The 13,248-nt window shown below is 66.1% G+C and carries 9 protein-coding genes; 6 read left to right on the forward strand and 3 right to left on the reverse strand.

Translation table 11 applies throughout. The features are described 5' to 3' along the window. Positions 1–84: 84 nt before the first annotated feature. From greA to HPF_RS10475, 3 genes are read left to right on the forward strand one after another with little or no spacing between them, the layout of a single operon-like run. Complete coding sequence (gene greA / locus HPF_RS10465; protein WP_127806302.1) at positions 85–558, forward strand: transcription elongation factor GreA; 474 nt, start codon at positions 85–87, stop codon at positions 556–558. Between the two features lie 10 nt (positions 559–568). After that, complete coding sequence (locus HPF_RS10470; protein WP_133156557.1) at positions 569–1,042, forward strand: DUF4149 domain-containing protein; 474 nt, start codon at positions 569–571, stop codon at positions 1,040–1,042. Then, positions 1,039–2,475 (forward strand): hypothetical protein, encoded by a 1,437-nt coding sequence (locus tag HPF_RS10475; RefSeq protein WP_133156558.1) that lies wholly within the window; start codon positions 1,039–1,041, stop codon positions 2,473–2,475. Before HPF_RS10470 ends, HPF_RS10475 begins: the two co-directional genes overlap by 4 nt. 13 nt (positions 2,476–2,488) lie before the next feature. Here HPF_RS10475 and folD read toward each other — a convergent pair whose 3' ends face one another. From folD to HPF_RS10490, 3 genes are all read right to left on the reverse strand, one after another. After that, positions 2,489–3,340, reverse strand: a complete 852-nt coding sequence (gene folD, locus HPF_RS10480) for a bifunctional methylenetetrahydrofolate dehydrogenase/methenyltetrahydrofolate cyclohydrolase FolD (RefSeq protein ID WP_133156559.1) — start codon at positions 3,338–3,340, stop codon at positions 2,489–2,491. Positions 3,341–3,415: 75 nt separating this feature from the next. Next, entirely contained in the window at positions 3,416–4,042 is a 627-nt protein-coding gene (locus HPF_RS10485) for a response regulator transcription factor (protein ID WP_066154279.1), read from the reverse strand. Continuing rightward, positions 4,039–6,597 (reverse strand): PAS domain S-box protein, encoded by a 2,559-nt coding sequence (locus tag HPF_RS10490; protein ID WP_066154276.1) that lies wholly within the window; start codon positions 6,595–6,597, stop codon positions 4,039–4,041. The genes HPF_RS10485 and HPF_RS10490 overlap by 4 nt, the downstream gene beginning before the upstream one ends. 203 nt (positions 6,598–6,800) lie before the next feature. On the opposite strand from HPF_RS10490, the gene aceE reads away from it, so the two are divergent. Genes aceE through lpdA form a run of 3 tightly spaced genes read left to right on the forward strand, consistent with a single transcriptional unit; the run spans position 6,801 to position 13,013 of the window. Further along, positions 6,801–9,503 carry a pyruvate dehydrogenase (acetyl-transferring), homodimeric type gene (aceE, locus tag HPF_RS10495; protein WP_066154273.1) on the forward strand — a complete coding sequence of 901 codons (2,703 nt, stop codon included), beginning with the start codon at positions 6,801–6,803 and terminating at the stop codon, positions 9,501–9,503. Positions 9,504–9,521: 18 nt separating this feature from the next. Beyond that, complete coding sequence (gene aceF / locus HPF_RS10500) at positions 9,522–11,177, forward strand: dihydrolipoyllysine-residue acetyltransferase (protein ID WP_133156560.1); 1,656 nt, start codon at positions 9,522–9,524, stop codon at positions 11,175–11,177. Between the two features lie 12 nt (positions 11,178–11,189). Next, a complete protein-coding gene (gene lpdA / locus HPF_RS10505) occupies positions 11,190–13,013 on the forward strand; it encodes a dihydrolipoyl dehydrogenase (protein WP_133156561.1) in 1,824 nt (607 codons plus the stop codon). Positions 13,014–13,248 lie beyond the last annotated feature (235 nt).

A 13,248-nucleotide genomic window follows, 5' to 3' on the forward strand; every position in this document is an offset into this window, starting at 1 on the left:
CGGGTTTCGATGCATAATCCGGGCCATTGGCCGCCGACCGGAAACGATCGGCGGTTTGCTTTTTGCCGATCCCGGAGTTTGAAAATGACCTATCCCATCACCAAGCGCGGCGCCGAAATGCTCAAGGCCGAGCTGCACAAGCTCAAGACCGTGGAACGCCCGGGCGTGATCCAGGCCATTGCCGAAGCACGCGCGCAGGGTGATTTGAGCGAGAACGCCGACTACGACGCGGCCAAGGAGCGCCAGGGCTTCATCGAAGGCCGGATCGCCGAGATCGAGGGCAAGCTCTCGGCGGCGCAGGTCATTGATCCCTCGACGCTGGACGCCGGCGGCCGCGTGGTGTTCGGCTCGACGGTCGAGCTGTCGGACGAGGACAGCGGCAACGAGATGACCTACCAGATCGTGGGTGAAGACGAGGCCGACCTCAAGCAGGGGCTGGTCAACATCAGCAGCCCGATCGCGCGGGCGCTGATCGGCAAGGAAGAGGGCGACACCGCCGAGGTGCAGACCCCCGGCGGCACGCGCCGCTTCGAGATCGTGGCGGTGCGCTACGTCTGAACCGGCCCGCATGCCGCTGCAGCGCCTGTCCATCCTCCTGGCCGCCCTCTGGTGGGGTGGCATCACGGGGCTGAGCTTCGTCGCGGTTCCCACCCTGTTCGCCAAGCTGGGCAGTCCGGCGGTGGCCGGTCCGGTGGCGGCGCAGCTGTTTTCTTTCCAGTGCTGGATCGGGCTCGTGCTGGGAACGCCGCTGATGTTGGTGCTGCGGCGTCAGCGCGCATGGCTCACCGCCGACACCTCATCGCAAGCGCTGCCGGATCTCAGGGCCGCGCTGATCAGCATGGCCCTGGTGGCGCTGGCCGTGCTGCTGGCCATGACACAAGAATTCGGTGTGGTCCGGAAGATCGTGACCGCGCGCGCGACCGGCGGTGACCTGCGCCTGTGGCACAGCCTGGGCTCGGTGCTGGTGCTGGGCCAGTGGCTGTGCTCAGGGGCGGTGTTGTGGCGCCTGGCCGCACCCAGGCGGTCGGCGTCCCCGGCATGAATGCCCTGCGGCGCCTGGCCCAGTGGCTGACGGCGCTGCCTCCGCCGATGGTCGCCGGGCTGCTGGCCGTGGTCGCGGCACTGCTGGCCGCGCGGCTGCTGGGGCTCACCTGGCTGCTGGCGGTCAATGTGCCCTTCTCCGACCAGTGGGCCCTGCTCACCCGGCTGTACAACGGCTTTCAGTGGAGCGATGCCGCCATCGCTTTCATCTGGCAGCACGGGCCCCACCGTCAGGGGCTGAACTTCTCCCTGGTGCTGCCGGCCTACCATTTCAGCGACTGGAACGTGCGCTGGGACAGCCTCTGGACCGCGTGCGTGCAACTGGTGGCCGGCCTGCTGGCGCTGCGCTTGCGGCGGCGCCTGCTGCCGGCGCCGTGGTCGCTCTGGGACGCCGTGCTGCTGCTGGCGTTCTGGGGCGTGTGCACCTTCGAGACCCTGGTCGTTGCGCCCAACGCGTCGCACAGCATCTTCCCGCTGCTGCTCCTGATGCTGCTGCTCAACGTGTGGCTGGCGGAGCCCGGCCTCCTGAACCACCTGGCGTTGATCGCACTGGTGGTGTGCCTGGGCTTCACCGGGTTTGGTCTCACGGCCTTGCCTGCGCTGATGCTGGTGGCCTTGGTCGACGTCTGGCGCGGCAACGTGATGCAGCGCCGACGAGCGATGGTCGTGCTGGCGGCTGGTGTGCTCACGCTGCTGGCGTTTCTGCACCGGTATCAGTTCGTGGTGTCGGCCGACGGCTTTCAGGTGCTGCGGCCGGACCCGACCGACTACCTGCGCTTCATGGCCGCCATGCTGAGCCATTTCCTGCTCATGCTGCAGCGCCCCTCGCCCTGGGTCCTCTATCCCGCAGGCGCCTTGCTGCTGGCGGCCTGGGTGGTCGCGTGGCTGTGGGGCGTGCGGCATCTCAGCCGCCCAGCCGCTGAGCGGGATGGCGAGCGGACCCTGTGGCAGGTGTGCGTGGTGCTGATCGGTTGCAGTCTGGTCTTCGCCTTGCTCACCGCCTACGGGCGCGCGCAGCTGGGTGTCGGCGCCGCGATGGCGTCCCGCTATACGGCCTTGCTGCTGCCGGGACTGCTGGCGGTCTACCTGTTGCTGTTCCAGCACCGCGACCGGCTGGGGCCGCTGTTGCTGGTGCTGTTGCTCTTGTTCGCCGCGCGCGTGCTGCCGGAGACGCGCGAGGCGTACCTGCTCGGTCGCTACTACGCGGGCATGAAGCTGTGCTGGCTGGAACAGTACCGCGCCGGCGGTGACGTTGCGGCGGCGGATGTCCGGTTGCAGGCGCTGGATGCACGGGCGCAGTTCCAGCCCGGCTGGCTGGGGCGGCAGGCGCAATGGGAGCTGATGGAGCAGCAGCGCCTGGGGCCGCTCGCCCCGGGGGGCCCGTCGGAGCCGCTGTTGCGGCTCTACCCGCAGCCCTGCTCGCTGCTGCGCTGAAACCGGGTGGTGTTCAGGCGGCGCGCCGCTCCGCCGATTCCAGGGTGTTGACCATGAGCATGGTGATGGTCATGGGGCCGACACCGCCAGGCACCGGGGTGATCCAGCCCGCCACTTCTTTCACGCCCGCAAAGTCCACGTCACCGCAGAGCTTGCCTTCGTCGTTGCGGTTCATGCCCACGTCCAGCACCACGGCACCGGGTTTGACCATGTCGGCGGTCAGCACATTGCGCTTGCCCACAGCGGCGACGATCACGTCGGCCTGCAGCGTCATGGCCTTGAGATCTTTGGTGGCGCTGTGGCAGATGGTGACGGTGGCGTTCTGCTGCAGCAGCAGCATGGCCATGGGCTTGCCCACGATGTTGCTGCGCCCGATGACGACCGCGTGTTTGCCCTTGAGCTCGTAGCCGATGCTTTCCAGCATCTTCATGCAGCCGTAGGGCGTGCAGGGCCAGAAGCCGGGCAGGCCGGTCATGAGCGCGCCGGCGCTGGCGATGTGGAAGCCGTCCACGTCCTTCTCGGGCGAGATCGCCTCAATCACGCGCTGTGCGTTCATGTGGGCCGGCAGCGGCAGCTGCACCAGGATGCCGTGGATGCTGGCGTCGTTGTTCATCGCGTCCACGCGGGCCAGCAGCTCGGCCTCGGTCATGGTGGCCGGCCAGGTCTCCAGCACCGAGTGCATGCCGGTGTCCTCGCAGGCCTTGACCTTGTTGCGCACATAGACCTGGCTGGCGGGGTTGTCGCCGACCAGGATGACGGCCAGACCAGGCGTCACCCCTTTGGCCTTGAGTGCGGTCACGCGCGCTGCCACATCGGTGCGAAGCTGTTTGGAGAGGGCATTGCCGTCGATGAGTTGGGCGGTCATGGTCGTTGGGGGAAAGAGGGGAGAAATGGAAACGCCCGCCGGGAGGGGGCGGGCGTTGGCGCAGGGTGTGGAGGGTCAGACTTTGGCGGGTGTCTGGCCCAGGGCGATCTTGAGCAGATCGGCCACGGTGTTGGCACCCAGCTTTTCCATGATGTTGGCGCGATGCGCTTCCACGGTCTTGATGCTGATGCCCAGGTCGTCGGCGATCTGCTTGTTCAGGCGACCGGCGACGATGCGTTCGAGCACCTGGGCTTCGCGGCCGGTGAGCTTGGAGAGCAGGGCGTCGCGACTGGCGGCCTGCTGGTGGGTGGCAAAAGCTTCCTTCGCGGTTTCGAGCATGCGCTCGACGAGCAGCACCAGCTGGTCTTCCTTGAAGGGCTTCTGGATGAAGTCCAGCGCGCCCCGCTTCATGGATTCCACAGCCATCGGCACATCGCCATGGCCGGTGATGAAGACGATGGGCAGGGGAGACTGGCGTTCGATCAGCTTTTCCTGCAGCTCCATGCCGGTCATGCCACCCATGCGGATGTCGGCGATCAGGCAGGCGACCTCTCGCGCGTCGTAGCGGCTGAGGAAGGCTTCGGCAGATTCAAAGCAGCGGACCCGGTAGTCCTTGCCTTCGAGCAGCCATTGAAGGGAGTCACGAACAGCCTCGTCGTCATCGACGACATAGACGGTGCCTTTTTTGGGAATCAAACTCATCTCGCTCTTTCGGTGTCCGTCAACGACGTCGCGGCGGATGGCCCCGGTTCCGGTTCCTGTGTCAGTCGGGACTGAACGGGAATCCAGAAACTGAAGCAGCAACCCACCACTTCATCTCCATTGTAGATGTTCTGCACCTGCATCCTGCCGTGGTGCGACTCGACGATGCTGCGGCACAGCTTGAGGCCGATGCCCATGCCTTCGCTCTTGGTGCTGTAGAAAGCCTCGTAGATGCGCTCGATCATTTCGGCCGGTACTCCGTTGCCCGAATCGCGCACGGAGAACTCCACCACCTCCTGGTCATCGAGCCGGCGCGGACCGACACGCAGTTCGATGTAGCGCTCGCCGGGTGGTCGGCCCGCCTGCGCAATCGCCTCGCCCGCGTTCTTGAGCAGGTTGATCAGCACCTGTTCGATCAGGATCGGATCGACCATCAGACTTGGCAGACGCGCCGCGACGTATGGCGAGAGGCGGACCTGGTGGCGGCGCAGTTCGATGTCGGCCAGTTCGATCGCGTTGCTCACCATCTGTGCCACGTCCGAGGGCATGGGATTGGGTTCGCTGCGCTTCACGAAGGCGCGGATGCGCTGGATGATCTGGCCGGCGCGCTGGGCCTGGCGCGCGGTTTTCTCCAGCGCGGCGAGCATGTCCTCTTCGCTGATGCGCTGCTCCTTCAGCCGCGAGATCATGCCGTTGCAGTAGTTGCTGATGGCCGTGAGCGGCTGGTTGAGTTCGTGCGCCACGCTCGACGCCATCTCGCCCATGGTGATCAGGCGGCTGGCGGTCTGCGCGCGTTCGGCCTGGCGCGCGGCCTGTTCTTCCGCGTTGCGGCGCGGCGTGATGTCGCTGGCGATCACCATCTGGGCCAGCCGGCCGTCGACCCAGGTCAGGTAGCGCGTGCGCACCTCCAGCCAGCGGTCGAGCTCCTCGACGAACACCTCGGCGTTCTCGGCGCCCGCGTCGGTCAGCGTGTCGGTCGGCATGCCGGCAAAGGCGTCCACCGCGTCCCCGTTGTCCGGGCTGGGGGTGGGCTGGTTGCCGGCCAGGTCGACCAGCTGGCGGTGGCCATGGCCGCGGGTGCCGAACCAGAGTCGGTACATCTTGTTGGCGAACAGCATCTCGTCGCTGCCCAGTGGCGCCACCGACACCGCGGAGTCCAGTGATTCCAGCACGGTCGTGAACCGTTCGTAGGATGCGGAGAGTTCTTCGCGGATGCGCTTGGGCTCGGTGATGTCGGTCATCGAGGTCATCCACCCGGTCTGGTGTCCTCTCGGGTCGATCAGGGGCGAGACGTACATGCGGGCGTCGAAGATGCTGCCGTCGCGGCGCTGCACACGCACCTCGAACCCGCCGGGGGTGGACCGGCCGTTGAGCTCGTCCTCCAGCCGCGCCGCCAGTTGCTCGTGGTCGTCCTCTGGCCAGTAGGGGAAGGGGGCGGTGCGGCCGACCAGCTCGCTTTCGGTCCAGCCCGTCATCGAGCAGAACGCGGGGTTGACATAGGTGATGCGACCCTGCATGTCCAGCGCCCTCATGCCGGTGAGCATGGAGTTTTCCATTGCACGGCGGAAGTTGGTCTCCGACATCAGGGCCTGCTGCGCCTGCACGCGGCGGCGCGTGTGGCGCCAGGTGCCCAGCAGCATCCACACCGTGAGCGCCGACAGCGCGCCGATGACCCAGAAGAAGCCGCTGCCCACGATGTCCTGCGAGGTGCGGTAGCCCTGGGCCTTGAGGATCAGGCCGTTGCCCACCGGCGAGACCGGCACCTCGTGCTCCAGTGGCTGCGGCGACCAGGGCAGCAGCCGCAGCACCGCGCTCGGTGACTGCAGGTTGCCCGCGAGCACACGGCCGCGATCATCGAGAAGGGCCACCGCGTAGCGCGCCATGATCTCCGGCGGCATGCCGAAGCGCATCAGTCCGTCGATGGAGTACTCGCCCATGACCGTGCCCGAGAAGCGACCCTGCTCGGTGAGAGGCACCTGCAGCATCAGGGTGGATTGGCGGGCGTCCTCGCCGAGGGGCCTCGAATAGATCGGTTGGCGCAGGTCGCGCGCCAACTCGAAGGAGCCATCGCCTTCGGCTGCCGCCATCGTGCTGCCCTTGGGGCGCAACAGTGACAGCGGAGCACTGGGCGAGGCGTGGCTGGCCTGGACGGTGCGGCGCGCATCGACCCAGCTGATCGCCTGCAGTTCGGGGAACTGGCTGATGAGCGTTTCGGCCTGGAACTCGAATTCATCGGCGCTGATCTCCTTGTTGTCGACCTCACGCGCCAGACGCATGAGCTGTTCCTGGCGTTCCAGCAGTCGCAGCCGGATGCGCTGCTGCGCGTACTCGACGTCTCGCGTCACGGCTTCCTGCTCGCGCTCAAGTTCCTCGTAGCGCAGATAGGTGATGGCCACCGCGATGGCCGACAGAAACAGCAGGACGGACAGCAGTGGCGCCAGCGTGGCGAAGCGGTCCTGGCGCGAGGGAGGAAGGCGGCGCCACCAGCGGCGCCACCAGTCCAGCGGAGTGCCTCCGGGCGGGCTCGCTGGTGGTTGTTCAGGGGCGGGAATCATTCGTTCGAGTGTACGGGTGTGCCCGCGGAATCCACAGGCCAGAGTCGGCGGAGCGCGCAGCAGACGCCACAACATGTGCGCGGTAATATTTCATATAAAGAAATCATAGAGCACATATTGAAATTGAAAATGATCTGTGGAAAAATCCGTGACACTGCGGAATCACCGCCGTAAGCTTTATTTCAAACCCACAGGAGACAGCCATGTCAGCGTCCGACGCTCAGAACAACCGTGGTGCCGGGGACATCGATGCCCAGGAAACCCGCGAATGGATGGAGGCGCTGGCCGCCGTCATTGAAAAAGAGGGCCCTGAGCGCGCCCACTTCCTGCTGGAGCAACTGCTCGAGGAAGCCCGCCAGAACAGCATCGACATGCCGTTCTCGGCCAACACCGGCTATGTGAACACCATCGAGCCAACCGAAGAGGCCCGCTGCCCCGGCAACATCGAGATCGAAGAACGCCTGCGTGCCTACATGCGCTGGAACGCCATGGCGATGGTGGTCAAGGCCAACCGCCACAACCCGGATGATGGCGGTGACCTGGGTGGTCACATCGGTTCGTTCGCTTCGCTGGCCCACATGTTCGGCGCCGGCTTCAACCACTTCTGGCACGCCGAGTCCGAGAACCACGGCGGTGACTGCCTGTACATCCAGGGCCACGTGTCGCCCGGCGTCTACGCCCGCGCCTACCTCGAAGGCCGCCTGACCGAAGAGCAGCTGCTGCATTTCCGCCAGGAAGTGGACGGCAAGGGTTTGTCGAGCTATCCGCACCCCAAGCTGATGCCCGAGTTCTGGCAGTTCCCGACCGTCTCGATGGGCCTGGGCCCGCTGATGGCGATTTACCAGGCGCGCTTCCTGAAGTACCTGCACGCCCGTGGCATCGCCAACACCGAGAACCGCAAGGTCTGGGTGTTCTGCGGCGACGGTGAAATGGACGAGGTCGAGTCGCTGGGCGCCATCAGCCTGGCCGCGCGCGAAAATCTCGACAACCTGATCTTCGTGGTGAACTGCAACCTGCAGCGCCTGGACGGTCCGGTGCGTGGCAACGGCAAGATCATCCAGGAACTCGAAGGCGAGTTCCGCGGCTCCGGCTGGAACGTGATCAAGCTGCTGTGGGGCTCCAACTGGGACCCGCTGCTGGCGCGTGACAAGGACGGCGCGCTGCGCAAGATCATGATGGAGACGCTGGACGGCGACTACCAGGCCTTCAAGGCCAACGATGGAGCCTACGTGCGCAAGCACTTCTTCGGCCGCGACCCCAAGGCACTGGAACTGGTGTCGCACATGAGCGACGACGACATCTGGAACCTGCGCCGCGGCGGCCACGACCCGCAGAAGGTGTACGCCGCCTACCACCAGGCCGTGAACCACAAGGGCCAGCCGACCGTGCTGCTGATCAAGACGGTCAAGGGCTTCGGCATGGGCAAGGCCGGCGAAGGCAAGAACACCGTCCACCAGACCAAGAAGCTGACCGACGAGGACATCAAATACTTCCGCGACCGCTTCAACATCCCGATTCCGGACAGCGAGCTGCCCAAGATCCCGTTCTACAAGCCCGCCGACGACACGCCGGAGATGCAGTACCTGCACGAGCGCCGCAAGGCCCTGGGTGGCTACCTGCCCAAGCGCCGCACCAAGGCCGACGAGAGCTTCACCGTGCCCTCGCTGGAAACCTTCAAGGCCGTGCTGGAGCCGACCGCCGAAGGTCGCGAGATTTCGACCACGCAGGCCTATGTGCGCTTCCTGACGCAGCTGCTGCGCGACCAGGCACTGGGTCCGCGCGTGGTGCCCATCCTGGTGGACGAGGCCCGCACCTTCGGCATGGAAGGCCTGTTCCGCCAGGTCGGCATCTACAACCCGGCTGGCCAGCAGTACACCCCGGTGGACAAAGACCAGGTCATGTACTACAAGGAAGACAAGGCCGGCCAGATCCTGCAGGAAGGCATCAACGAAGCCGGCGGCATGAGCAGCTGGATCGCGGCCGCCACGTCGTACAGCACCAGCAACCGCATCATGGTGCCGTTCTACGTGTACTACTCGATGTTCGGTTTCCAGCGCATTGGCGACCTTGCCTGGGCCGCCGGCGACATGCAGGCGCGCGGCTTCCTGCTCGGCGGCACGTCCGGCCGGACCACGCTGAACGGCGAAGGCCTGCAGCACGAAGACGGCCACAGCCACATCCTGGCCGGCACGATCCCGAACTGCGTCAGCTACGACCCGACCTTCGCGCACGAAGTCGGCGTGATCCTGCACCACGGCTTGAAGCGCATGGTGGAGAAGCAGGACAACGTCTTCTATTACCTGACGCTGTTGAACGAGAACTACGCCATGCCCGGCCTGACCGCCGGCACGGAAGAGCAGATCATCAAGGGCATGTACCTGTGCAAGCCGGGCGCCGAAGGCGACAAGCGCGTGCAGCTGCTGGGCTCCGGCACCATCCTGCGTGAGTCCATCGCTGCCCAGGCACTGCTGGCCACCGACTGGGGCGTGCAGGCCGACGTGTGGAGCTGCCCGAGCTTCAACGAACTGACCCGCGACGGCCAGGACTGCGAGCGCTTCAACCTGCTGCACCCGACCGAGAAGCAACGCGTGCCGTTTGTGGCGCAGCAGCTCGAAAAGCACGCCGGTCCGGTGGTCGCCTCGACCGACTACATGAAGAACTACGCCGAGCAGATCCGCCCCTTCATCCCCAAGGGCCGCGAGTACAAGGTGCTGGGCACCGACGGTTTCGGCCGCAGCGACTTCCGCAGCAAGCTGCGCGAGCACTTCGAGATCAACCGCCACTACATCGTGGTCGCCGCCCTGCGCGCGCTGGCCGACGAGGGCAAGCTGCCGCTGGCCAAGGTGGCCGAGGCGATCAAGAAGTACGGCATCAAGACGGACAAGGTCAACCCGCTCTACGCGTAAACATCCGGAGACAAGAACATGGCACTGGTAGAAGTGAAGGTCCCGGACATCGGCGACTTCGACGAAGTGGCGGTCATCGAACTGCTGGTCAAGGTGGGCGACACGGTCAAGGCCGAGCAGTCGCTGATCACGGTCGAGAGCGACAAGGCCTCGATGGAGATCCCGTCCAGCACCGCTGGCGTGGTCAAAGAAATGCGCGTGGCGCTGGGTGACAAGGTGAAAGAGGGCTCGGTGGTGCTGGTGGTGGAAGCCGCTGGTGAGGCCGCTGCGCCGGCACCTGCCGCCGCTGCACCGGCTCCGGCCCCGGCCCCTGCGGCAGCCCCGGTGGCTGCGCCGGTTGCAGCGCCTGCTGCTGCGGGACCGGTGGAAGTGCGCGTGCCCGACATCGGCGACTTCAAGGACGTCGCGGTCATTGAAGTGTTTGTCAAGCCTGGCGACAGCATCAAGGTCGAGCAGAGCCTGATCACGGTCGAGTCCGACAAGGCGTCGATGGAGATTCCGTCTTCGCACGCCGGCGTGCTCAAGGAACTCAAGGTCAAGGTCGGCGACAAGGTCAACATCGGGGACCTGCTGGCGATTCTGGAAGGTGCCGCGGGTGCCGCTGCACCGGCACCGGCCGCTGCGGCTCCGGTGGCTGCTGCACCTGCTGCCGCTGCTGTGGCCGCTCCGGTCGCCGCTGCCGTCGCCTCGGCTCCTGCCACTACTCCGGCGCACAACCCCACCGCCACCCCGGCTCTGGGTCTGCCGCACGCCTCGCCGTCGGTGCGCAAGTTCGCCCGCGAACTGGGCGTGCCGCTGGACGAGGTCAAGGGCTCGGGCCTGAAGGGCCGCATCACGGCCGAAGACATCCAGTCGTTCACCAAGTCGGTCATGGCCGGCGCGGTGCAGACCAAGGCGCAAGCGGCCAAGGCCCCGGCATCGTCCGGCGGTGGCGGCTCAGAGCTGGGCCTGATCCCCTGGCCCAAGGTGGACTTCGCCAAGTTCGGCCCGATCGAGCGCAAGGAACTGGGCCGCATCAAGAAGATCAGCGGCGCCAACCTGTTGCGCAATGCGATCATGATCCCGGCCGTCACCAACCATGACGACGCCGACATCACCGACCTCGAAGCCTTCCGCGTCTCGACCAACAAGGAGAACGAGAAGAGCGGCGTCAAGGTCACGATGCTGGCCTTCCTGATCAAGGCGTGCGTCGCCGCGCTCAAGAAGTTCCCCGAGTTCAACAGCTCGCTGGACGGCGATGCGCTGGTCTACAAGCAGTACTGGCACATCGGTTTTGCGGCCGACACACCCAACGGTCTGGTCGTGCCCGTCATCAAGGACGCCGACAAGAAGGGCGTGCTGCAGATCAGCCAGGAAATGGGTGAACTGGCCAAGAAGGCGCGCGACGGCAAGCTCGGCCCCGCCGACATGTCCGGCGCCACCTTCACCATCTCCAGCCTGGGTGGCATCGGTGGCCGTTACTTCACGCCCATCATCAACGCACCCGAAGTCGCCATCCTGGGCGTCTGCAAGAGCCAGATGGAACCGGTGTGGGACGGCAAGCAGTTCGTGCCGCGCCTGATGCTGCCGCTGTCGCTGACCTGGGACCACCGCGTGATCGACGGCGCCGCAGCGGCCCGCTTCAACGCGTACCTCGGCCAGATCCTCGGCGACTTCCGTCGCGTGCTGCTGTAAAGGAACCCGAACATGGCACTCATGGACATCAAGGTTCCCGACATCGGTGACTTCGACGAGGTCGCGGTCATCGAACTGCTGGTCAAGGCGGGTGACACCATCAAGGCCGAACAGAGCCTCATCACGGTCGAGTCTGACAAGGCCTCGATGGAGATCCCCTCGTCGCACGCTGGCGTGGTCAAAGAGCTCAAGGTCAAGCTGGGCGACAAGGTCAGCGAAGGTTCGGTCGTGCTGGTGCTGGACGCGGAGGGCGCTGCGGCTGCTCCCGCACCGGCCGCAGCACTTGCGCCTGCCGCCGCACCCGCTGCGGCCCCGGCCACTGCGCCGGTCGTGGCCCCCACGGCCGCCAGCTTCGGCGGCTCGGCCGACATTGAATGCGACGTGCTGGTGCTGGGCGCCGGCCCCGGCGGCTATTCGGCCGCCTTCCGCGCCGCCGACCTGGGTCTGAAGGTCGTGATCGTCGAGCGTTACGCTCAGCTGGGCGGCGTCTGCCTGAACGTGGGTTGCATCCCGTCCAAGGCGCTGCTGCACGTCGCGGCGGTGATGGACGAGGTCTCGCACCTGGGCGATCTGGGCGTCGAGTTCGGTAAGCCCACGGTGAGCGTGGACAAGCTGCGCGCCCACAAGGAAAAGGTCATCGGCAAGCTGACCGGTGGTCTGGCCGCCATGGCCAAGATGCGCAAGGTCACCACCGTGCGCGGCTACGGCGCCTTCGTCGGCCCCAACCACGTGGAAGTGGAAGAGACGACGGGCACGGGCCAGGACAAGACCGGCACCAAGAAGGTCGTGGCCTTCAAGCGCGCGATCATCGCCGCCGGCTCGCAAGCGGTGCGTTTGCCGTTCTTCCCGCAGGACGAGCGCATCGTGGATTCGACCGGCGCGCTGGCGCTCAAGGGTGTGCCCAAGAAGATGCTGATCGTCGGCGGCGGCATCATCGGCCTGGAGATGGGCACGGTGTACAGCACGCTGGGCGCCCGCCTGGACGTGGTCGAGATGCTCGACGGCCTGATGCAGGGCGCCGACCGCGACCTGGTCAAGGTTTGGGAGAAGATGAACAAGGGCCGCTTCGACAGCATCATGTTGAAGACCAAGACCGTGGGCGCCACGGCCACGCCCGAAGGCATCAAGGTGCAGTTCGAGGGCCTGGACGGCACGAAGAGCGAAGGCACCTACGACCTGGTGCTGCAGGCGGTGGGCCGCACGCCCAACGGCAAGAAGATCGCCGCCGACAAGGCCGGCGTGGCCGTGACCGACCGCGGCTTCATCAACGTCGACATCCAGATGCGCACCAACGTGCCGCACATCTTCGCCATCGGCGACATCGTGGGCCAGCCCATGCTGGCGCACAAGGCGGTGCACGAGGCGCACGTGGCGGCGGAAGTCATTGCCGGTGAACTGCAGGGCAACAAGGACCTGGCCTCGGCCGCCTTCAACGCCCGCGTGATCCCCAGCGTGGCCTACACCGACCCCGAAGTGGCCTGGGTGGGCCTGACCGAGGACCAGGCCAAGGCGCAGGGCATCAAGGTCAAGAAGGGCCTGTTCCCCTGGACGGCTTCCGGCCGCGCCATTGCCAACGGCCGCGACGAGGGCTTCACCAAGCTGCTGTTCGACGACAGCCCCGAGGCCCATGGCCACGGCAAGATCCTGGGCGGCGGCATCGTGGGCACCCACGCCGGCGACATGATCGGCGAGATCGCGCTGGCCATCGAGATGGGTGCCGACGCGGTGGACATCGGCAAGACCATCCACCCGCACCCCACGCTGGGCGAGAGCATCGGCATGGCGGCGGAGGTGGCGCACGGGTCCTGCACCGACCTGCCGCCCTCGAAGAAGTAAGCCTGGTCCGCCGCCGTCAGCAGCCTGGCGGTTGGCCGAGAAGCCCAATCGATTCGCCCTCCGGGACCCTGTGTTCCGGAGGGCGTTTTGTTGCGTGCGCCTCGCGCGGGCCGAGACGGAGAGGAAATCTTCGCGATAATTTGCCCCCGCGCGTTTGAACTTTTTCATTCGCCTGCGCGCAACAGGGTGCCTGCCCGAGCACCAGAACCAACCGTGATGTATCCAATGGTGCGAT

This window comes from Hydrogenophaga pseudoflava, assembly GCF_004353865.1.
Lineage (GTDB): Bacteria > Pseudomonadota > Gammaproteobacteria > Burkholderiales > Burkholderiaceae_C > Hydrogenophaga > Hydrogenophaga pseudoflava.